We start from the raw sequence: 21,702 nt of genomic DNA, 5'->3' as shown, positions 1-21,702 counted from the left end.
ATCCTATTATTTCGCTAACTTTTGAAGTTCTTCAAAGAATGTAGGATATGATACGCCTACTGCTTCTGCATCTTCAATTGTTGTTTTTCCTTCTGCTAGACAGCCAGCAATCGCGAGCATCATTCCGATGCGGTGATCACCGTAACTATTTACTGTATTGCCTTTTAGAGCTGATTTTCCGTATATGATCATGCCGTCATCAGTTGCTTCTATGCGAGCTCCTAGTTTCGTTAACTCCGCAACGACTGTATCAATACGGTTCGTTTCTTTTACTTTTAATTCGTGTGCATCTTTAATCACTGTAATTCCTTCTGCTTGTGTTGCTGCTAAAGCGATAACTGGAATTTCATCGATTAGTCTTGGAATAATATCTCCACCAATTTCGATTCCTTTTAATGAAGAAGTTTCGATTGTAATGTTCGCAGCTGGTTCTGATGCGCCTTCATGAATCGGTTCTACAGTAAACGTAGCACCCATTTTCTCTAAAACATCTATAATACCTGTACGTGTTGGGTTCATTCCTACATTTTGTAATAGTAGTTTACTATTTGGGATAATTGCACCTGCTACTAAGAAAAATGCCGCTGATGATACGTCACCTGGCACATGGACGTCTGTTGCTGTTAACTTCTGTCCACCCGCCAGTTTTACAGTTTTCCCCACGCGAGTTACCTTTACACCGAACGCTTCAAGCATTCTTTCCGTATGGTCGCGGGAAATATGTGGTTCTGTAACAGTTGTTACACCTTCTGCACGAAGTCCTGCAAGTAAAATAGCTGACTTTACTTGTGCGCTTGCTACAGGTGAAGTGTACTCAATTGCTTTTAAATCTCCGCCACGTATTGTGAGCGGCGTAAATGTTCCTTCTTCTCGGCCATCAATATTTGCGCCCATTTGTTTTAATGGATTTGTTACACGTTTCATCGGTCTCTTTGCGATAGACGCATCACCTTGTACGCAAGAGAAAAATGGTGTGTTAGCCAAAATCCCTGACATTAAACGTATTGTTGTACCGGAATTACCAACATCTAATACAGCTTTCGGTTCTTGTAAACCTTCTAATCCTTTTCCAATTACCGTAACTTCGTCTCCATGCTGCGTAATCTCTACTCCCATTTCTTTAAAACAAGAAATCGTACTTAAACAGTCTGCACCAGGTAGGAAACCTTTAATTGTTGTTTTCCCTTCTGCAATTGCGCCGAACATAACAGCGCGGTGTGAAATGGACTTATCACCTGGGATTGTAATTGCGCCATTCAATCCGTTAGTTACAGGTTGTATTGTTGTTTCTTTCACTTTGTCACCCTCTTTTTTAAATTGTTTCATACGTTTGGTATTCTTCTTTTCCAAGCGCCAGCTTTGCTTTCATCCGATCGTCTTCTCTTTGGAAACTAATACGTAATACCCCAAGCAGTCCTTCTCGCGCTTCTAATATTTGCAAGTTCGTAATACTAATTTCTTCGCGCGCCAAAATACTCGTTATATGAGCCAATGCACCTACTTTATCTAAAACATCGACGTATAAGTCATGATAGGCAGGAATTGCACCTCTCTTTCGTACTGGTAAAGAATCACGGTATTCTTTTGCGTCAGCAAAATAATTTTGTATTTCACCCGCATCTCCTTTAGAAACCGTCTTATATAAATCTTCCATTTCAGAAATCCATTCTTCTAATAGCTCCAATAAATGCTCACGGTTTTGTTTTACAATATCACTCCACATTTTCGGACTACTTGAAGCGATACGTGTTATGTCTTTAAATCCGCCTGCCGCAAGTTGATGAATAAGCGGGTTATCCCCTGCATGTTTCTCAACTTGTTTTACTAATCCTGCCGCTATAAGATGCGGGAAATGACTAACAATTCCTGTTACATAATCGTGTTCTTCTGTATTTAAGACGAGAAAATGTGATCCTGTTCCTTTTAACCAACCTTTTAGTTCTTCCACTTGTCCATTTGGCACATGGTTCATTGGTGTTAAAATGTAAAATGCATTTTCAAATAAATGTGCTTTTGCACTTTCAACTCCAGTTTTATGAGAACCTGCCATTGGATGTCCACCAATAAAAGAAACTTCCTTTGAAAATAAAGCTTCAGCTTCGTTCATAATCGTTCCTTTTGTACTACCAACATCGGTCACTATAACATCTTTTCGTAAACGAAATGACGCTAATTTGTGTAATAACTTCTTCGTTTCTTCAACTGGAGAAGCAAAAATAATTAAATGTGCCTCTTCACATGCACGCTGTAAATCTACTGCTACTTCATCTACTACATGTAATTCTTTCGCACGCTCTACTTGCTCTTTAAATATGTCATATCCGGCAATCGTTACTTCGTGTTCTTTTTTTATTGCTAATGCAAGTGAGCCTCCTATTAATCCTGTTCCAATTAATACTACCTTTTTACACATTTGCCTCATCTCGAGACTTACTTTTCTTATTTTCAAAGTGTTGTTTTAACACTGAAATCACTCCTTCATTTTGCTCCCTTGTGCCGACTGTAATACGGACACCATTCGGGAACGGACGAATAATAAATCCTGCGTGTGCACAAGCTTCATAAATCTCTCCACCATTATCTACTGGTAAGAAGATGAAGTTTGTTTGCGACGGATAAAATGGAATTTCATTTTCCTTACAAAAACTTTCGTATTGTTGTAATCCCTCTGTATTAACACGTACAATTTCTTCAATAAATGCTTCATCGTTAAAAGCAATCGTCGCTGCTTTTTGCGCTAATGAAGATACGTTAAATGGCAAACGTACGACATTTAAATTCTCGATTAACTCTTCGTGTCCAATCGCATAACCAACGCGGAAAGAAGCTAATCCATACGCTTTAGAAAACGTTCTAAGTACAAGAATGTTGTTATGTTTTTCTAGAAGCGGTAATGTCTCAGGGAAATCTTTTGCTGTTACGTATTCATAGTACGCTTCATCAATGACAATTAACGTATTTTCACTAATGCTTTCAATGAATTGAGTCAATTTTGACTCATTCACATATGTGCCTGTCGGGTTGTTTGGATTACAAATCCAAACGATTTTTGTATTGTTATCAACTGCTGATGAAATTCTGTCTAAGTCGTATACACCGTTATTTAAAGCAACTTCTTTCACTTCACAGCCTTCAATAATTGCATGATGACGGTACTGCGGGAATGTTGCGCTAGCCGTTACAATATTATCTCCAGCTCGTAATACGGCGCGACTTATTATTTGAATGACCTCATCTAAACCACTACCGCAAAGTATTTGTTCCATTTGAACATTTAATTTCTCTGCGATTGTTTGACGGAGCTTTGTAGCACCTCCGTCAGGATATAAAGCATGTTCCAACCATGATTTTTGCAATTCTTCTAAAACACGTGGGGAGCAGCCGAATGGATTTTCATTCGATGCTAATTTCACAAATGAATGATCTCCATACACTTCTTTCATTTGTTCAGGTGATTTACCTGGTTTATATGGTTGTAATGATGATAGTTGATCTTTTACTCGCATGTTAAATCCACCTTTTCATTAAAATTCTTTTGCGTATTTGTTATGTTGCGTAATGTTTTGCTTTAATAATTCCATACGGTCTTTTCCGAATTGTTCGACTAGCGCATCTGCAAGTTCCCATGCTACAACAGATTCAGCAACAACACCGGCTGCTGGTACTGCACAGCTATCAGATCTTTCTATACTCGCTTGGAATGCTTCTTTCGTATCAATATCAACACTTGCTAACGGTTTATATAATGTAGGAATTGGCTTCATTACGCCTCTTACGACAATTGGCATACCTGTTGTCATACCGCCTTCTAAACCGCCAGCATTGTTTGTTTTTCTCGTGTAGCCTTTTTCTTCATCCCACATAATTTCATCGTGCACTTTACTTCCCGGCTGTCTTGCCGCTTCAAAACCAATTCCGATCTCAGCACCTTTAAACGCATTCACGCTCATAATAGCACCGGCAAGTTTTGCATCTAATTTGCGGTCGTAATGAACGTAACTACCTACTCCAATTGGCATTCCTTCTGCAATGACCTCAACAATACCACCGATTGAATCTCCGCTGCTTTTCGCATCATCAATCGCATCCATCATTTCTTGTTCTACTTCTTTATCTAAACATCGAACTGGTGAATTTTCAGTAATCGTTTGAATTTCTTCTATCGGTAAGTGAGTAATATGCTTCGCTTTTACCCCACCAATTTCAAGAACATGTCCTGCGATTTCTACACCTAATTCTTTCAAAATTTGTTTCGCAACTGCACCAGCTGCAACTCTAACTGTCGTTTCTCTTGCAGAAGAGCGCTCTAATACGTTTCTTATATCACGATGGCCGTATTTAATTGCCCCGTTTAAATCCGCATGTCCTGGACGTGGCTTTGTAATCGTACGCTTCATTTCTTTACTTTCTTGCTCTGAAATTGGTTCTGCGCCCATTACTTTCGTCCAATGTTTGAAATCATCATTTTTTACGATTAGCGTAATTGGTGAGCCAAGTGTCATCCCGTGACGTACACCACTTACAATCTCAACTGTATCTGTTTCAATTTGCATGCGTCTTCCGCGCCCATGCCCTTTTTGTCTTCTTAATAACTCTTTATTAATATGTTCCGCCGTTAATGTTAAACCTGCTGGTACACCTTCTAAAATAACTGTTAACTGCGGCCCATGTGATTCTCCAGCTGTAATGTATCTCATTTCTCTTGCCCCTTTACTATTTTTTTGTACAAAAAAGTCCCTACTGAGCGCTCAGTAGGGACGATGTTTATCGCGGTACCACCCTAGTTGTAGACTTATTTCGTCTACCTCTCTTCTTCTTTAACGATCATTTGACCGTCCTTCCCTCCAAAGGTTGGCGAGAAAGATGCTCCGAGGCTGTAATTCATGCTTACCTTTGTGCTGATTCACACCGACCATCAGCTCTCTTTAACAGTGAGATAAGCACTACTGTTTCCTCTTCAGCGCATATATGATATGGAATTAAGATAATTTATTTTTGAAACCTTTTAACTCATCCATGAATCTATGGAATTCTGGAATATCCATTTGTTGCGCAGAATCTGATAACGCAACAGCTGGGTCTGGATGTACTTCTGCCATTACTGCATCTGCTCCAATTGCAAGTGCCGCTTTCGCTGTTGGTAATAATAGATCTCTACGTCCAGTTGAATGCGTCACGTCAACGATAACTGGTAAATGTGTTTCTTTCTTTAAAATCGGTACTGCTGATATATCTAATGTGTTACGTGTCGCTCTTTCGTATGTGCGAATACCGCGCTCACATAAAATAATTTGGTCGTTACCTTGCGCAATAATGTATTCCGCTGCATTGATGAACTCATCAATTGTTGCTGCTAAACCACGTTTTAATAATACTGGCTTGTTAACTTTACCTACAGCTCGTAGTAAATCGAAGTTTTGCATGTTACGTGCGCCAACTTGAATTACATCAACGTAGTCTAGCGCCATTTCAACATCGTTCGGATTTAAAATTTCACTAATAATCGCTAAGTCGAACTCATCTGCTACTTGGCGTAAAATTTGTAATCCTTCTACTCCTAAACCTTGGAAATCGTATGGAGATGTTCTCGGTTTGAAAGCACCACCGCGCATTAATTTTAAACCTTGGTCTTTCATTGCTTGCCCTACTTGGCGAACTTGCTCTAAACTTTCTACTGCGCAAGGTCCCATAATGAACGTTTGTGTTCCGTTTCCAATCAATTCGCCTTTCACATTAACGATTGTATTTTCTTTTTTCTTTTTACGTGATACTAGTAACGCTTTACGGTTATCATCTTCTTGTAATTCTAAGCTTGCTTTGAAAATCGTTTTGAAAATATGTTGAACCGTTGACGTTTCGAATGGTCCTTCGTTATGCTCTGCGATCATATCAAGCACTTCACGCTCACGTACTGGGTCAAAACGTTTCGTACCTTGTACTTGTTTTTGTTCCCCAATTTTTTGAACGATTTCACCGCGTTTGTTTAATAGGTGTAATAGTTGTAAGTTAATTTCATCTACCTGTTTACGTAATTGATCTAATTCATGATTTGCCATTTGGAAATCCTCCTCTAATGTTTTAAAAGTATAGTAAGAGAATGAAAAATTCTCTATTTTCAGAACTGGTTAATTATACAAATTTAAAGTGGAATCGATACCTCTTCTTATTTTAAACTAATAATTACCATAAAGACACTAACTACTAGTTAATAAGCCACTTTTTTTGTACAAAAAAGCCCTACTGATTCAATCAGTAGGGACGATATTTATCGCGGTACCACCCTAGTTGTAGACTTATTTCGTCTACCTCTCTTCATTGTTAACGATCAATGTGACCGTCTTTCCCTTCATAAAGATAATACTATCTTTACTACGAAAAAGATGCTCCAGGACTGTAATTCGCTCTTGTTTTTGTACTGGTTCGCACCAACCACCAGCTCTCTGTTACAGGGAAACAACAACTACTGCTTTTCCTTTCAACGCATGTTTATTATATTTTCAAGTTGGACCGTCAAAATACAAAAAGTCCCTACTGAATAAATCAGTAGGGACGATATTTATCGCGGTACCACCCTAGTTGTAGACTAAATTTCCGTCTACCTCTCTTCACTGTTAACGATCAATTGACCGCTCTTTCTTCATAAAGACAATCGTATCTTTACTACGAAAAAGATGCTCCAAGACTGTAATTCATGATTATCCCTGTACTGGTTCACACCAACCACCAGCTCTCTGTTACAGTAAGACTAACCACTACTGTGATCTCTTCATTGCACTTTGTTTATTCAAATGTTTTTGAAATTGAATAAGTATGATTCGTATTATAGAACGCTTTTCAAAACACTGTCAACAACTTTTTATTTATTTTTTTAAAATTCCGCTTTCACCCTAGAATTCTTCTTGCAAATTCTCCATTACTATTCCGATACGAATCATCTCATTTTCAATTAATTTTAATACGTGTTTTTCTACTCCATAATCAATTAATTGTTCTTTTATTTGTATGATTTCCTTCTCAAGTAAATCAGCTTCTTGACGTGTTTGAAGTAAAATAAAAAAGACATTTGCATAAAGCCCTTTATATTCTTTCATGCTATTCTTCTTTTCAAGCATCTCAGTAAATAACTGTTTCATTTCCTCTTGATTGCATTGCCCTTCTACACCTAGAAATTTACTTGATATAATACAAAGTCCTTTTTCTAAAATCTCATCCATACATAATACAATACGTAAAATCATCATATATTCTCTCGTAGTTATTACACCCATTTTCGGACGTTCTCTTAAAAATACACTTAGCCATGCTGTCCAAAATTTTTGTTGTTCTTTTCCGCTTAACGTTTTTACGTAGTAGCATACATACTGCATAAATTTAATTTTATTATTTTCGTTTACTTGCATTAAGAGTGGGTATAACCAATCTGTTTTTTGCTCCCAATACAGTACACATTTAATAAATACAAAGCTAAGCCATTTTAAAAACGCTTCTCTCGTATACGGATGTAGCACCTCTAAATGTTCTACCGCATATTTAATATATCTCTTCATTTCTGTAAATAAAGGTAAATTAATTTGCGTATAACATAATCCCGCCCACGCATACTTGGTCAGCTCATTTTCTTTCTTTAAATCTAAGTAGGGTAATATATATTTTCGGCACCATTGCTTCTCAATATGGTATAAAAACGTAATATCTGCTGTTAAGCGAGCGAACATAAAGTTCGTTCTTTCCGAAGTAACCCTTACCTGTTCCTCAAATAAAAATAAATATTCATACACATTACGATCATATAAGTGATCGTATGCTAACAGTTTTAGTAATACAGCGGTCATCTTCCCAACAGGATGCTGTATAGACTCATTGTAAAACTCTTGTTTTCCAATCTTAAAATCCGTTTCCCCTCTCATAACTTGTGGAAATACTGAAAAAGCAAAACGCTTTACAACCCGTATACTATTCTCTTCTAGCTCTTCTAATCGATTGCTAATTTCATATAGAAAACTACTAATTAACCAATGAAAAGTATTATTTCTAACAAACTTCTGCAATAACGGAATAATCCTTTGAATTTGCTCACTCGTTAAATTCCTATTATTTCTCCACTCTCTAATACAAACAAACCACACTTCATTACTAATTTCATGTACGCCTACTAGTTGATAAGCAAACGAAACACTCCACTCTACATTCAATTTACATGCTTTTGATAACATCTCTAAAAAATGGCGTTGCTCAAAAACACCATCTTGAGAAAACTGTAGAACTTGCTTCATTATTTCATCGTCTTTCAGCTGTAGTAATCCATCAGCTGTTACATTACAAGTAATGCTTTGTTCAATATATTCTTTCTTAGGAACACTGTATCGATCAGAAGAAAAATGAGGGTGCTTCTGTTTCATTAATTCATATCCTTCTATCGTGCATCGACTATTCGAATCACATGCAAATAATGTATCTAGAACGAGACAAGCATCAAACGCCCTCTCTTCTGCAAGATGTTCTAATACAGTTTGGATAATTTCCTCTTTTGTTTCTTCTAAAGCATCTGCATAATAATTCTTTAAAAGTTGAAACACTTCATGTTTATATGTGACATCTAGCAGAAGGCCTTCATGTAGTAACCACTTCAGTTTGACATCCGCAGTAACGAATACATTTTTATTCATCGCTTCAATCGCAATTCGCTTTTGAAGTACACTATCTGTTTCTATCATTTCTGTAATATAATAATCCGCTTTTTTCTCATTGTTTTCACATAAATATGTAAGACACTCTTTTACAATTTGAATTAAAAACGTAAAATCATTTTGCTGTAACTCTTGCTCTGAAATTTCTCTATCTCTTTTTTTTAGTACACTTTGTCTTAATGATAATAGTTGTATCTTTTCTAATCCCATTACCATAATAGGAGCAGCATAGTATGAGATATGTGGTCTCATTTTCTCTTTCCAAATTCGCTCTACATGAGAAAAAATAGGCACTGGTAAACGACTCGATTCCTCAAGTTCTATCGACTCTTGCATATCATTTCCCCATCTTCTTACACGTTTCAATTTAAGTTTCCCGTCTAAAATAAACGTTAACAACAACAAGCCAATTTCTTTATGTTCAGGGAAAGAACATTTTTGCAATAAGTATGAGATCATTTCAATTGAGCTACTATCTTTCTCTGCTGTTTCTAATAAAAGCAATGTCCATCTTGCAAACAACAAAGGATCCATCGATTCCTTCGTTTCGTTCAAATAAGTACAAATTGTTCGCCACAATAACCGGGATATTTTAGAATGATTTTTAAAAATCATTTGAAATAGTTCTTTTTGATGAGTAAAAAGGAATTGCTCCACTAACCATTCCGCAAGTAATTCATCAACTTCATCATAATTTGCTGTAAGCAGAAATAAATTTCTTAGTTTTCCCTCTGCTTCAAGCCATTCCACCCATTCGTAATCACGAGCAAATTCAACAAAGTACCGAACTGTTTCTATTTTTTTTATTGATTGTTTTATATAGGATAATTGCTCCTGCTCTACTGATGGAGGAACAGTTACAATATCACGAATACGCATTCTTTTCGTAATATAATTATCACCCATTAATTCCGCCCATCGTTTCACCGCTTTCACAAGTGACTGGTGATTATTTGCTTTATTCGGATACACAATAGGTCTTATCCCTAAATGTTCCCAATGGTATGTATTATCACCTTGTGCGACGAAAGCATAACGCCTTGTACTCGGTGGTAACCCTGTTGCTAAATATTTCATTACTGGGTCATTATGACTATACCCAACGAATAAAACGGTGTAATTCGAAAATAAATCCACTAGAAATCGTCTCGCCCATCCTTCCGTTAAGTAAGCCCTTCCAAAATCACCATCTGTTAAAATTAAAGCTTCTTTCTCCTGCTCTATATTCCCATGTATGTAAGCTAAGCCTTTAAACGCTCTCCCTGTCGGTAATGCAGGTGCATAATAAATATTTAGCTCTCTATTCATTTCCTTAATTGCATACGTAAAATGTTGATCAAAGTTTGTCGTTACAATGCGAACATCCGTATCTAACGGGAACAACCTTGGAATGGCATAATGTAATGGATTCGGTTTTGATTTTTCTATATTAACGAGATCTCTTGCAACTTGGTGTACATCTTTCGTTTTCGCAATTTTACCAAGATAATAATCGTGTGGTTCTGTCATCTCACGTTTTTCGACATATAAAGCTTTCGAAATTTCATCAACTAAATCATCGAAATTCGGTAAGTTTGATTTCCCTTTCATAGAAACTCCCGCTCCAACGAATAGTACTAACTTCCCTTGTTCAAGATGATCAATTAACTCATCTGGAATTTCTACTTCTGAAGTAATCCACATTCCGGATTCCCCCTTACCTAAAAATGTCATCTACTCTCATTTTACTATAACATTTTTTTGTTATTTTTATAATATTTAGATAAAATTTCAAACATGAAAAAATTTTATCTAAATAAATCCGTAACAATGTATGAACTCCTGAATTTATTGCAAAACTATGTATAAATCGGAGGTGTAAATATTGAATGATTTTACTGTAATAGTAATCAAATTTATATCATGTATTATCGCTTTTAGTATTGGACTCGCTTTATTTTTCCCCGCTACGTTCGTCCAAATTATTTCTTTTAGTCTATTTGTTACAATCGTTTCTTATATGTTTGTTGATAAAATCATTTTAAATCGAATTGGCGATTCTGCTGCCATTATGACGGATTTCTTACTTACGTATTTAAGCGTTTGGATTTTCGGAAATATTTTATTAGACAACTACATGCAAATCGCATGGGGCAGTATCCTTTCTGCCATCGTCTTTACATTATCAGAAGTAATCGTCCATCGTTTTTCTCATTCACGTACTCGTCATAACAACGATAATATTCGTATTAATCGCCGATTTGCGTATGGTACGGAGTTTGCTGAAGAACAGAATGTGTTGGATAAAGATAAGAAAAAGTAACGTTTTGATGAAGGAGTTCCCTTTTGGATAAGGTGGTGCTCCTTTTTTACATTATCATTACGGTGAATGAAATTATATTTGCGACTTTTAAGATTTATCGACAAAAATAAAAAGAAGCTGTTCCAAATTTCCATTTAGAATAACTTCTCCTTCAACACTTACTTACGCTTCTACTTTTAAATCTTTTAACGCAATAACATCCGCAAATGCTCCCAACACTGCGTTATGATGCTTCACAATGTCTTCAGCACGTAATACATCTGTATCGAACGTGCTATGGGCATCACTTACTAACGTTACTTTATATCCTTCACTAAATGCTCTGCGTATTGTCGTATCCACACAATACTCTGTTTGCATTCCTGAAATAATAACGTGTTCAATTCCTTTTTCTTGTAACACTTCGTTTAAGTTTGTCTTATGGAATGAATCTGGCGTCGTCTTTTCAACGATACTGTCCCCTTTTTGCGGAGCGATCGCCGCATGTACTTTCCAGCCATATGTACCTTTTTCTAACGGATGATCTTTTGGTCCGTTATGTTGGACATAAATAACCGGAAGACCATTCGAACGACATTCCCCAATAAGTTCTTGCAAAGTTTCTAAAAACTTTTCCCCATTATGTACTCGCATTCCCGCTGTATACATACCTGCTTGCACATCAATTACTAATAATGCTTTTTTCATTTCGCACAGCTCCCTTTGTTTGTATAAGCCATTACATACTCATTATAATGCTTTATATTCCACCATCCAACAATCTTCTAATTTCCCTTCATGCAGTTCATGTTCCTTTAATATCTTCACCTTTTTAAATCCACATTTTTCATAGCACTTAATCGCACGTTCATTATTTACTTTCGGATCCATTGCGATTGCTTCTGCTCCCATTTCACCCATAATGTATGTAATCGCTGCCTGAACGAGTTTTGTTCCAATTCCCTTTCCCCAATAATTAGGCTCACCGATAAATTGGTCCATCCCCCATATATTTTGTGATTCTTCATATCCATATAAAGCTTTCCATTCAGAATCAACAGGATACATTTGTATGTAACCGATCGGCATTTCATCAAATTCTACTATGCATCTTTTTTCATTACTGTTTGGATTATGTATAAAGTGATTAAGTACCTTTTCTACAGATTGCGGATTATCTCTTCCTTCGTAATACTGTAAAACTTCTGGATCTGTTAACCATTTAGAGATGATAGGTGCATCGTCTTTTGTTACATATCTAACCGATAAATTATTGTTTTGAAATAACATGTAGCACCTCGTTGCTAGTATTTTATAAACTGTTAAACTTTATTTTACATCATCATCTTTCTTATTTAATTACTTCTACTCCTCCCATGTATGGACGCAATACTTCTGGGATTATAACTGAGCCGTCTTCTTGTTGGTAGTTTTCTAAAATAGCTGCTACTGTACGCCCTATAGCTAACCCAGAACCATTTAACGTGTGCACAAATTCTGGTTTTGCACCTGATGTACGACGGAAACGTATGCTTGCACGACGCGCTTGGAAATCTTCACAGTTTGAGCAAGAAGATATTTCACGATATACCCCATAACTTGGTAACCAAACTTCAATGTCATATGTTTTCGCAGCTGGTAATGCTATATCAGCTGTACATAATACGATAACTCGATAAGGTAATCGTAACAATTGTAGTACTCTTTCGGCATTCGCAGTTAATTTTTCTAACTCATCGTATGATTCTTCCGGCTTAGTATATTTAACCATTTCAACTTTGCTAAATTGGTGCTGGCGAATAAGTCCTCTCGTGTCTGAAGTGACCCCTAAAAGTTAGACATGGTTATTTCATTAGGCAGCGTTTTGGGCGTGGGTCCGGTATTGTATCGGACTCATACCCTTTAATTTTGCCTTAATTCTCTTATGATTATAGTAAGATATATATTTTGCTAGTTCTTGTTCAAAATGTTCCATATTCTTAAAGTCTTTTCGATATAAAAATTCAGATTTCATAATACCAAAGAAATTTTCGATAACTGCGTTATCGTAACAGTTCCCTTTCCGAGACATACTTTGTGTAATACCACGTTTATGAAGAGAATCACGGTATTTTTTCATTTGATAGTGCCAACCTTGATCGGAATGAATAAGGAGGGCATCCTCATCTGTTAAGCGTTCAAAGGATTGGTCTAACATATTAGAAACAAGGGCGTAGGTTGGCCTTGAACCAATTGTATACGTGATAATTTCACCATTAAACAAGTCCAACATTGGCGATACATATAATTTCTCTCCAAATAATTTAAACTCCGTAATATCCGTGACCCATTTTTCGTTTGGCCTTTCTGCTTTGAAATTACGTTCTAAAATATTAGGGGCAATCTTTCCAACAGTTCCTTTATAAGAGCGATATTTCTTCATACGGACCAAACACTTTAATCCTAATTCTTTCATAATGCGTTGTATCTTTTTGTGATTTATTTTATGTCCACGATTAGTAAGTTCATCACGAATACGGCGATAACCATAACGGCCTTCATGTTCATGATAAACAGCTTGAATTAATACTTTCAAATCTGCATCTGGATCCGGACGTTTGGCATTTTTTAACCAATAATAATATGTGCTACGTGGAATATTGGCAAGCACTAAAAGTGATTGTACCGGAAATTGATGCCTTAATTCATAAACTACTTGCGCTTTGTCTTTTTTTGTGACTTCTGTTTGTTTTGAACTAAGGCATTCAACTTTTTTAAATACGCATTCTCCATACGTAACCTTTCTAACTCCTCTTGGAGTTCTTCAATGGAGCCTTCGACTGGTAATTGCTTTTTCACTATTTTGTGATTTTTATTATTCATAGACGGATGCCTCTTTTCTTTAAGTTGTAGGGCATCCAATCCTTCTGTTTCATAAGCTACTTTCCATTTACGAACCGTTTCATAAGATGGAATATTAAAAATTGCCGCTGTTTCCCTAATAGACGTCCTATTTTCAATCATATAGTTAAGTACGTCTAGTTTAAATTGCGTAGAGTAAGATGTATAGCGTTTTTCAAAAGCTTTTTCACCGGAATATTCATATCGGCTAATCCAGTGATAAAATACCCGCTGATCCACGCCTATAGATTTAGCAATGCTTGTCCCGCCTTCTGGGCCTTCTAAATATCGTTTTACTGCTTGTATTTTTTCTTTTGAAGAAAATTTAGCCATAAAAAAACTGCACCTCCAATTGTTAGTCGTGTCTAACAATTGGGGTGCAGTTCATTCACGTCCTGCACTACCAGCTTCAGAACGGAAACATGGCGTATGAGCGGTAAAATTAATAGGCAATTCTGCATCATTTAATATTTCGTCACGATAATAGTTCGCTAATGGTACTTCCGCCGTTGGAATTAAAGAGTAATCTGTGTCTTTTAATGTAAATACATCTTCCTTAAATTTCGGGAATTGTCCGGTTCCTATTAAACTATCGCTATTTACGATAAACGGTGGAATCACTTCCGTATATCCATGTTCTTCAACATGTAAATCTAGCATAAAGTTAGCTACTGCTCGCTCTAAACGTGCTCCCAAGCCATTGTAATATACGAAGCGGCTTCCTGTTACTTTTGCTGCTCGCTCAAAATCTAGTAACCCTAATTTTTCAGCAACTTCCCAATGTGGTTTTGCTTCAAATGAAAATTCGTTTATTTCTCCCCACTTACGTAATTCAACATTATCATCTTCTGATGCTCCAATAGGAACTGTTTCATTAGGTATATTTGGTAATGCCATTAATATAGAATTCAATTCCTCTTCTACATTACGTAACTCATCATCTAACGTTTTAATACTTTCTCCTACTTCACGCATTTCACTAATAAGTTCATTAGCATCTTGTTTTTCACGCTTTAACTTCGCAATACGCTCAGATACTCCATTACGTTTACTTTTTAATTCTTCTACTTCTACTAACAGTTCACGACGATTTTGATCTAATTCTTCAAATGTATCCAATTCAAGAAACTCTCCACCGCGATTAATCAATTTTTTCTTTACTTCTTCAAAATTAGCACGTAATACTTTTACATCTAACATGTCTTATCTCTCCTTTAATAAGTGACTAATGTCATCTTCTTCGTTCACATTAAGCTTTTAAGATAGGGAATTTCACTAAAAAACACAAAAAACTCCCGTCCCTATAAAAGGGACGAGAGTTAACCCGCGTTGCCACCCTAGTTGAAAGCATAGAAAATATAAGCTTTCCACTTAAAAAATTAACGGTTTTTAACCGGAAACGATTACTAACTTCACATTGAAGGGTTCCACATTTCACTCAAGGACGGATTCACAAGCGCTTTCTATCGGTTTACACCACCCACCGACTCTCTAAAAGAAAAGATACTTGTTACTACTTCCTTTCATAACTTTTAAACAATATAAATTTTAATTATCATTACTTTACAATAATTCTGTTTATTTTTCAAGAAAATATTGTATCTTTAAAATAAAGAGTTCATATAATCAATCAAACCACAAATAAACTGGAGGTTATTTACGATGTCTCATATCACTTTGAAAACAATAACTTCTACAAACTGGCGAGAAACGCTTACTAAAACAATTTTTAATGTAACAAAGCAAAAAACTAAAACAATTTGGAGATGAGAATTTGAAATCGACTTTAATCATTCTTCGAGGAAACTCCGCAAGTGGCAAAACAACAATCGCAAAGGAATTACAAGAACATTTCGGGCAAGGTACACTTCTAGTCTCTCAAGACGTAGTGCGTAGAGATATGCTAAGAGTCCACGACACAATGGATAACTTATCTCATGATCTACTATTTGAAATTACGAAATATGGAAAAGGAAAATGTGAAATTGTTATTTTAGAAGGTATTTTGAACAGCCGTAGATACGGTGCTATGCTGAAAGAATTAATACATTATTTTGAAGGAAACACTTATACATATTATTTTGACCTATCACTTGAAGAAACGATTAGACGGCATAATACAAGAGAAAAGCAGCATGAATTTGGTGAGGATGCATTACAGAAATGGTATAATCCGCACGATACAATTGAAGTGAATAAAGAAACTGTGTTTACAGATGATTTCACGCAGAAAGATATATTTCATACGATACTTAATGATATAACTATTCCGCATTAAATTCAGCATATTGAGCGTACTTGTTCTCGGACTTATTTTCAATCAATCCATGAAACAATATAATTTACAAATTATTATCTTAATCTTTCATTAAATTTATATTTTTTATGATTTGTAATTGTCATAAATAGAAACTGCCAATGTACAAAATAGTACTCAAATAAATAACACAAAAAGGGCATATTCCTTTTTGAATCGCCCTTTCCCCTTGAAAATATGAAAATTAACTATTATATTCCTGATTTCCAAGCAATGATGATAAATGTAGTCCAGAATATAGTTCCTAATATAATTGCTATATTTAATAGTATTAAAAACTTAAGTGATGCTGTATACTGCTTTGTTCCACGATATAGAAGTATCAAAGTTATCAATGATATTGTTGTAAATAAATACGCCATTACTGCTCCTATCCAATACCATATCATTGTATTGGAACCCCAATAAGCCATAAACTGAAACAATATACTAAAAATCATTCCTAAAATTGCAAAAAATAAGGAAATAACTATAGATTTCATGATGTTGTTACCTCCTTTTAAAAATTTTAATAGAATTAAAATGTTTTTACTAGGCTTGGTCTATAGTTATTAGCAAAACTGTCTAATAAACCATAAGGTCCGATAATAGTTGTAGAAGTAGGAACCATAAATGGAAGGTTACCCGAGCCATAATAATATGCTTGATATACAATTTTTGAACAATATGTTGGATCAGTACCTTTTGTATTCAAAGTCACTCCATAACTAGGAAATCTGTCTTGAGTTGCACTACCACTAGAAGAATAATATGTTCTATCTGCCCAAGAAGCGGCATTACCAGCTACATAATTATAAGAAGAAGAAACTCGATACACCCATACAGTACCTTTTCCAGTATATTCATCTAACCATTGTTGTACAGTTCTTTGTCTTGTAGTATTTAATACTCCTCGATTTGTATTAATAGCATACCCTGGAGCATCTAAAATATAATTGTCTCCATTGGCTATAGCTGCATGACCAGCAATACCATAAAAGGACGTACCATTAGTAATAAGTATGTCACCTCTTTTAATATTGAACCCTTGATAGTAGGCTCCTTGCCATCCTGAATCTTTTGCAGGTACTTCTTTAACCTTATCGTTTTTTATTTTCTCAAATGCTTTTTCATTATCTGTAACAATTTTCTCCCATTGCTCATATGTTATGCTTTTATCTATCGCTCCAGCTTTTATCCCTTCATTGTACTTTTGTTTTAAGTCTCCATTGGCTATATTCTCATTTGCTGAAGCTGATGGTGAATTAATAAAGAATATCATACATATTGATAATACCGTTAAAATGACTGACAAAAGCCTTCTCATCTGTATTCCTCCTTTCATTTTCTGAATTTTCTTAATAATATGATTTTAACATTTTTCAATAAAAATAAAGTTGATAAATAATTGATAAACAATTCTCCCCAAAAGTAATGATTATAGGAATCTCTTCCTTCAATTACTCTATATCCTTTCAATTCATTGCAATGTTCACCCTATAATAATAATTAACACTAAAAAGCATCGTCTTCCTGAATAGTTTCTATAATAAATTCTTTTAAACTTTGGGCTATTTCTTCCATTTCGTCATCCTCGTGATACCAAATATATACTTCATCATCCATGAATCCGCTATTTATTTTAAAGCACAATTTATCCCCTGAACCATCGTCACCAATTACGATAAGGTTTTCTGGCATATGCTCATCTCTCATGTCAACGTTTTGTCTAACTATATCATCCCAAGTTTTCGTTACATTTCTACTATCTTTAATCGGATATAGTATCCATTCCCCTATTTCAGCATTATTAACTAATTTAATAAGATCCCTATATTGATTTGGGAAAGCAGCACCTAACTTTTCTTCAGTTTCTTTTATTTGCAACTCCAATACACCTTGTTTCTTTGTTTCAATATATTCTCTTACTTCTTTCATGAAATACACCTATCCTTTGAACTTAATTACACTATTATGAGTGAAAATGTTTAGTAAATGATTTGATCCGATTTATACATTTCATTATACGTTAACCCGTCGTTGTCAACATACTATTCTTCTCTACTTCTCAATAAATTTTTATTCTACTTCCTCACCTCATTATTAATAGTTTTATTTTATAAACATGATACAAGTTTCATTTTCCTGTTATGTTTTAGTACAGATTTAGTAATAAACCCTTTAAAAATTCTATTTTACTTCCACTCAAAAAATAAAAGCCAGTCTCAATAAAGAGAACTGACTTCTATTTGGATAATTATTATAAAACTTTTACTTTAACAGTTTTTCTTCCCCAATTCATGGCTTTACTTTTGGAGCCCATTAAAACATCAATACGATTACCTTTAATTGCACTTCCAGTATCACCAGCGATAGCTTCTCCATAACCTTCTACCCATACTTTAGATCCTAATGGGATTACTTTCGGGTCAACTGCGATAATTCTCATATTCGGATTTTTCGTTAAATCATGCCCCATTGCAGTTAAAACGCGTCCACCATATGTACCATTTTCACTTGGATCAGCAGTATACGCTGTCGCTACTACCGTTAATTCACGTTTAGCAGACTGTATGTTGTTTTTTGATACTTCTTTCGCTCTCTCTTCTTCTTTAGCTTTTGCTATTTCTTGCGCTTTTTCTTCTTCTTTAGCTTTTGCTATTTCTTGCGCTTTTTCTTCTTCTTTAGCTTTTGCTATTTCTTGCGCTTTTTCTTCTTCTTTAGCTTTTGTTATTTCTTTTGCTTTCTCTACTTCTTTAGCTTTTACTATTTCTTTTGCTTTCTCTTCTTCTTTAGCTTTTACTATTTCTTTTGCTTTCTCTTCTTCTTTAGCTTTTACTATTTCTTTTGCTTTCTCTTCTTCTTTTGCTTTCTCTTCTTCTTTAGCTTTTACTATTTCTTTTGCTTTCTCTTCTTCTTTTGCTTTTACTACTTCTTTGACTTTTGCCTCTTCTTTAGGCTTTACTATTTCTTGCGCTTTCGGTTCTTCTTTAACTTTTACTTCTTCTTTAGGTTTTGTTATTTCTTGCGCTTTTGGTTCTTCCTTAACTTTTACTTCTTCTTTAGGCTTTGTTATTTCTTGCGCTTTTGGTTCTTCCTTAACTTTCACTTCTTCTTTAGGCTTTGTTACTTCTTGCGTTTTCTGCTCTTCTTTAACTTTTACTTTCTCTGATACTTTCACTACTTCTTTAGACTTTACTATTTCTTGTGCTTTCGTTTCTTTTTGCACTTTTGCTACTTTCTGCGTCTTTACTTCTTTCTTTTCTTTAACTGATTTTTGTACTTTCGCTACTTGCTTCGTTTTCTCTTCAGTTTTCTTTTCAATTGGTACTGTACTTGATAGGAAAGAAACATTTGCATAAGCTGTTTTTCCTTTATACTCAAATTGCAGCCATCCGTCTTTTACTTGATGCGTTGATTCAATTACATCATCTTTTTTTAGTCTACCAAGAATTTCTGATTCTGTATTTGCTTCAGTACGTACATTTAATAAATTCGCCGTTACATGATACACATCTTTTGTAAACTCCGAACTTACAAATACTTCCTTACCATTTAACTCAATTTTTGACCAGCCATCTTCGGTATTTATGACTTTTAACTCTTGCCCATTCTTTACTTTTTCGACAACTTTTGATTCCGTAGTCGGTTTTTCACGTACGTTGAGTACATCTGCTGTTACGATTGTTTCTGCGGTAGCAGTTGTAGTAAAAGCTCCCAATCCAAAAACAGTTGCTGTTGCTGCGCCAATTACTTTTTTCATATTAGCCTCCATTATGTTTTTTTGAATTCTATCAAATACTTCCATAAATTTATGGAAGTATTTGCAGTAGTATATTAGTACCACTTAATATACTGCTATTAAAACTCCTTACTCCAATACTATCAAATTCTTATTTCTAATTCTATATATTATAATTTTCCTTATTTTCTATAAACGTTTTATACCCTTCTTCACACTAAATAGTTGTCGCAATTCCCGCCAAAAACAAACTGACGATTGCTAAAAATTGAGTAGCGACTATAGCCCCTCTTAAATGAAACTTATAATCTTTATATCCCTTCATCCCTTCCGTACAAGGAATAACAACAAATCTCGGGGTGATCCAACAAAAGATTAGCCAATCAATTATGAATAAATCTACTAAATTGAAAAACATTAAAATACCAAAAGTATGTAAATAGGCATCAACATATAATAGTTTTTCATGTTTATGTAGTATATATGTGGAAACAAAAGGAGTACCGAAAAGAATAGCGTTATAGGCAATATTAAAGTAAATCGTTTGCTTTTTTTCATGAATCGATTTCGGAAAAACTACCTTTTGAATATCTTTCGGATAATCAGTTAACGAAAGTCGAGGATTATAATATAAGGACCCTAAAATCATTACGGACAGTACAATAGACATAAGGAAACCAACGTACATCATTTGCTCAAATGAACTCATATTCATCATTCACCCTTTTCAGTAGTTACTATGTAGATAACTCATTTAATTACCTATTGTATGTACGCACATAACCAAAAATTAACAATCCTTTCAACACCGAATCAAAATTATTGCAATGCAAAAACAATTTTTATAAAGTGAAAGCCTAATTAGTTAAGTTAGGGCTGGTGAAAACTATGAAAATTGAACATATTGCAATTTGGGTAAATGATTTAGAATTAATGCGTACTTTCTATACGAAGTACTTTAATGGTAAAGCAAACTCTTTATATCATAATGAAACGAAACAATTCAAATCTTATTTTATTACGTTCGATTCTGGAGCAAGGCTTGAACTTATGCGCAAAAAAGGTATTGAAAATGAGCCCAATCTTAATATAACTGGCTATGCACATATTGCATTCTCTGTCGGTAGTGAAGAACGTGTAAATGAATTAACTACAACATTAAAAGATGATGGTTATCCTTTATTAAATGGACCGCGTTTCACTGGAGATGGCTATTACGAAAGTGTAATAAGCGACCCGGAAGGCAATCAAATAGAAATCACTATTTAACGCTTGTTTATCTTTTCTGAAGAACAAATAAAAGTTAGTTTGGAGGAATCATATGCATAAGCTACATTTCAAAAAATTTGAAGCAGCGGATTTTAATCTATACTTTCAGCTCGTATCGAACGAAAAAGTCATGGCACAAATTACAGAGCGTGCTATTCCGTTAGAAGAAGCGCAAAACGACTATGAAAAATTGTTACTGCGCAATGAAAAACATAAATTATTTGGTTCCAATAAAGTTTATGACTCTAGTACAAATGAATTCATTGGACTTGGACATATAACAGTGAATGAAGATAATGTAAAAGAAGCTGAACTTGGTTATATGTTATTGCCAGAACACTGGGGAAAAAGATATGGTAGTTGTATTGCAAAAGAATTAATTGAAATAGCGAAGCATACTGATGTAAACGTACTAAAAGCAATTATCGATCCAAATAATATCCCCTCTCGAAAAATTTTATTAAACGCTGGTTTTACATCAGATATAGTTTGTGAGATTGATGGATTACCCGGGGAGATTTTAAGTAAATATATTTAACTATACAAA

The 21,702-nt window shown here is 34.9% G+C and carries 18 protein-coding genes, 2 pseudogenes and 4 other annotated features; of the genes and pseudogenes, 4 read left to right on the top strand and 16 right to left on the bottom strand.

Annotation, left to right across the window (positions count from 1 at the left end; genetic code table 11):
* Positions 1-6: 6 nt before the first annotated feature.
* From aroA to ACP6L7_RS07605, 6 genes are all read right to left on the bottom strand, one after another.
* Positions 7-1,296, bottom strand: a complete 1,290-nt coding sequence (gene aroA, locus ACP6L7_RS07630; RefSeq protein WP_097830472.1) for a 3-phosphoshikimate 1-carboxyvinyltransferase — start codon at positions 1,294-1,296, stop codon at positions 7-9.
* A 16-nt stretch (positions 1,297-1,312) separates the two neighbouring features.
* Positions 1,313-2,413, bottom strand: coding sequence for a prephenate dehydrogenase (gene tyrA, locus ACP6L7_RS07625; RefSeq protein WP_097830435.1), 1,101 nt, complete (start codon positions 2,411-2,413; stop codon positions 1,313-1,315).
* Positions 2,406-3,506 carry a histidinol-phosphate transaminase gene (gene hisC, locus ACP6L7_RS07620; protein WP_097830434.1) on the bottom strand — a complete coding sequence of 367 codons (1,101 nt, stop codon included), beginning with the start codon at positions 3,504-3,506 and terminating at the stop codon, positions 2,406-2,408. The genes tyrA and hisC overlap by 8 nt, the downstream gene beginning before the upstream one ends.
* A gap of 18 nt (positions 3,507-3,524) precedes the next feature.
* Positions 3,525-4,697, bottom strand: coding sequence for a chorismate synthase (aroC, locus tag ACP6L7_RS07615; protein WP_097830433.1), 1,173 nt, complete (start codon positions 4,695-4,697; stop codon positions 3,525-3,527).
* Between the two features lie 53 nt (positions 4,698-4,750).
* Positions 4,751-4,970: a binding site (T-box leader), on the bottom strand.
* A 9-nt stretch (positions 4,971-4,979) separates the two neighbouring features.
* Positions 4,980-6,056 (bottom strand): bifunctional 3-deoxy-7-phosphoheptulonate synthase/chorismate mutase, encoded by a 1,077-nt coding sequence (locus ACP6L7_RS07610; protein ID WP_001273571.1) that lies wholly within the window; start codon positions 6,054-6,056, stop codon positions 4,980-4,982.
* 195 nt (positions 6,057-6,251) lie between these two features.
* Positions 6,252-6,488, bottom strand: a binding site (T-box leader).
* A gap of 54 nt (positions 6,489-6,542) precedes the next feature.
* Positions 6,543-6,779 (bottom strand) — a binding site (T-box leader).
* Between the two features lie 108 nt (positions 6,780-6,887).
* Positions 6,888-10,400 carry a DUF4020 domain-containing protein gene (locus ACP6L7_RS07605; RefSeq protein ID WP_097830431.1) on the bottom strand — a complete coding sequence of 1,171 codons (3,513 nt, stop codon included), beginning with the start codon at positions 10,398-10,400 and terminating at the stop codon, positions 6,888-6,890.
* Between the two features lie 151 nt (positions 10,401-10,551).
* Here ACP6L7_RS07605 and ACP6L7_RS07600 point away from each other — a divergent pair, with 151 nt between their 5' ends.
* On the top strand, positions 10,552-10,989 hold the full coding sequence (locus ACP6L7_RS07600; protein WP_071746320.1) for a YndM family protein: 438 nt from the start codon (positions 10,552-10,554) through the stop codon (positions 10,987-10,989).
* A 162-nt stretch (positions 10,990-11,151) separates the two neighbouring features.
* Here ACP6L7_RS07600 and ACP6L7_RS07595 read toward each other — a convergent pair whose 3' ends face one another.
* From ACP6L7_RS07595 to serS, 5 genes and pseudogenes are all read right to left on the bottom strand, one after another.
* Positions 11,152-11,676, bottom strand: a complete 525-nt coding sequence (locus tag ACP6L7_RS07595; RefSeq protein WP_097830430.1) for a cysteine hydrolase family protein — start codon at positions 11,674-11,676, stop codon at positions 11,152-11,154.
* 42 nt (positions 11,677-11,718) lie between these two features.
* Positions 11,719-12,258, bottom strand: a complete 540-nt coding sequence (locus tag ACP6L7_RS07590; protein ID WP_097830429.1) for a GNAT family N-acetyltransferase — start codon at positions 12,256-12,258, stop codon at positions 11,719-11,721.
* A 61-nt stretch (positions 12,259-12,319) separates the two neighbouring features.
* Positions 12,320-12,784 (bottom strand): annotated as a pseudogene (locus tag ACP6L7_RS07585) (aminoacyl--tRNA ligase-related protein); the annotation flags it as partial.
* Positions 12,785-12,820: 36 nt separating this feature from the next.
* Positions 12,821-14,181, bottom strand: a protein-coding gene (locus ACP6L7_RS07580; protein ID WP_430528870.1) for an IS3 family transposase whose coding sequence is annotated in 2 segments (ribosomal slippage) — positions 12,821-13,725 and positions 13,725-14,181 — 1,362 coding nt in all. Because the reading frame shifts where the segments join, the coding sequence is not laid out codon by codon here.
* Between the two features lie 54 nt (positions 14,182-14,235).
* Positions 14,236-15,048, bottom strand: a pseudogene (serS, locus tag ACP6L7_RS07575) (serine--tRNA ligase); the annotation flags it as partial.
* Positions 15,049-15,153: 105 nt separating this feature from the next.
* Positions 15,154-15,384, bottom strand: a binding site (T-box leader).
* A gap of 238 nt (positions 15,385-15,622) precedes the next feature.
* Between serS and ACP6L7_RS07570 the strand changes: the two are divergent.
* Positions 15,623-16,126: a kinase gene (locus ACP6L7_RS07570; protein WP_097830427.1), complete on the top strand. Its 504-nt coding sequence runs from the start codon at positions 15,623-15,625 to the stop codon at positions 16,124-16,126.
* A gap of 230 nt (positions 16,127-16,356) precedes the next feature.
* Here ACP6L7_RS07570 and ACP6L7_RS07565 read toward each other — a convergent pair whose 3' ends face one another.
* The 5 genes from ACP6L7_RS07565 to ACP6L7_RS07545 form a co-directional block, all read right to left on the bottom strand.
* Complete coding sequence (locus tag ACP6L7_RS07565) at positions 16,357-16,647, bottom strand: DUF3902 family protein (protein WP_097830426.1); 291 nt, start codon at positions 16,645-16,647, stop codon at positions 16,357-16,359.
* 35 nt (positions 16,648-16,682) lie between these two features.
* Positions 16,683-17,471 (bottom strand): hypothetical protein, encoded by a 789-nt coding sequence (locus ACP6L7_RS07560; protein WP_097830425.1) that lies wholly within the window; start codon positions 17,469-17,471, stop codon positions 16,683-16,685.
* Between the two features lie 188 nt (positions 17,472-17,659).
* Positions 17,660-18,082: an SMI1/KNR4 family protein gene (locus ACP6L7_RS07555; protein WP_097830424.1), complete on the bottom strand. Its 423-nt coding sequence runs from the start codon at positions 18,080-18,082 to the stop codon at positions 17,660-17,662.
* 322 nt (positions 18,083-18,404) lie between these two features.
* Positions 18,405-19,907: a cell wall-binding protein EntB gene (gene entB / locus ACP6L7_RS07550; RefSeq protein ID WP_430529015.1), complete on the bottom strand. Its 1,503-nt coding sequence runs from the start codon at positions 19,905-19,907 to the stop codon at positions 18,405-18,407.
* A 196-nt stretch (positions 19,908-20,103) separates the two neighbouring features.
* Positions 20,104-20,595 carry a nitroreductase gene (locus tag ACP6L7_RS07545; protein WP_141533507.1) on the bottom strand — a complete coding sequence of 164 codons (492 nt, stop codon included), beginning with the start codon at positions 20,593-20,595 and terminating at the stop codon, positions 20,104-20,106.
* Positions 20,596-20,774: 179 nt separating this feature from the next.
* Between ACP6L7_RS07545 and ACP6L7_RS07540 the strand changes: the two genes are divergently transcribed.
* Together ACP6L7_RS07540 and ACP6L7_RS07535 are read left to right on the top strand one after the other, a co-directional pair.
* Positions 20,775-21,155 carry a VOC family protein gene (locus ACP6L7_RS07540; RefSeq protein WP_097830421.1) on the top strand — a complete coding sequence of 127 codons (381 nt, stop codon included), beginning with the start codon at positions 20,775-20,777 and terminating at the stop codon, positions 21,153-21,155.
* Positions 21,156-21,207: 52 nt separating this feature from the next.
* Positions 21,208-21,693 carry a GNAT family N-acetyltransferase gene (locus ACP6L7_RS07535; protein ID WP_097830420.1) on the top strand — a complete coding sequence of 162 codons (486 nt, stop codon included), beginning with the start codon at positions 21,208-21,210 and terminating at the stop codon, positions 21,691-21,693.
* Positions 21,694-21,702 lie beyond the last annotated feature (9 nt).

Source organism: Bacillus silvicola (assembly GCF_050524305.1).
GTDB classification, from domain to species: Bacteria; Bacillota; Bacilli; order Bacillales; family Bacillaceae_G; genus Bacillus_A; species Bacillus_A cereus_AT.
This window is presented reverse-complemented; position numbering and strand designations above follow the sequence as displayed.

Coding starts and splice junctions, on each gene's coding strand:
- tyrA (WP_097830435.1), bottom strand. CDS start 2,413: ATGTGTAAAAAGGTAGTATTAATTGGAACAGGATTAATAGGAGGCTCA.
- hisC (WP_097830434.1), bottom strand. CDS start 3,506: ATGCGAGTAAAAGATCAACTATCATCATTACAACCATATAAACCAGGT.
- aroC (WP_097830433.1), bottom strand. CDS start 4,697: ATGAGATACATTACAGCTGGAGAATCACATGGGCCGCAGTTAACAGTT.
- ACP6L7_RS07610 (WP_001273571.1), bottom strand. CDS start 6,056: ATGGCAAATCATGAATTAGATCAATTACGTAAACAGGTAGATGAAATT.
- ACP6L7_RS07605 (WP_097830431.1), bottom strand. CDS start 10,400: ATGACATTTTTAGGTAAGGGGGAATCCGGAATGTGGATTACTTCAGAA.
- ACP6L7_RS07595 (WP_097830430.1), bottom strand. CDS start 11,676: ATGAAAAAAGCATTATTAGTAATTGATGTGCAAGCAGGTATGTATACA.
- ACP6L7_RS07590 (WP_097830429.1), bottom strand. CDS start 12,258: ATGTTATTTCAAAACAATAATTTATCGGTTAGATATGTAACAAAAGAC.
- ACP6L7_RS07565 (WP_097830426.1), bottom strand. CDS start 16,647: ATGAAATCTATAGTTATTTCCTTATTTTTTGCAATTTTAGGAATGATT.
- ACP6L7_RS07560 (WP_097830425.1), bottom strand. CDS start 17,471: ATGAGAAGGCTTTTGTCAGTCATTTTAACGGTATTATCAATATGTATG.
- ACP6L7_RS07555 (WP_097830424.1), bottom strand. CDS start 18,082: ATGAAAGAAGTAAGAGAATATATTGAAACAAAGAAACAAGGTGTATTG.
- entB (WP_430529015.1), bottom strand. CDS start 19,907: ATGAAAAAAGTAATTGGCGCAGCAACAGCAACTGTTTTTGGATTGGGA.
- ACP6L7_RS07545 (WP_141533507.1), bottom strand. CDS start 20,595: ATGAGTTCATTTGAGCAAATGATGTACGTTGGTTTCCTTATGTCTATT.
- ACP6L7_RS07540 (WP_097830421.1), top strand. CDS start 20,775: ATGAAAATTGAACATATTGCAATTTGGGTAAATGATTTAGAATTAATG.
- ACP6L7_RS07535 (WP_097830420.1), top strand. CDS start 21,208: ATGCATAAGCTACATTTCAAAAAATTTGAAGCAGCGGATTTTAATCTA.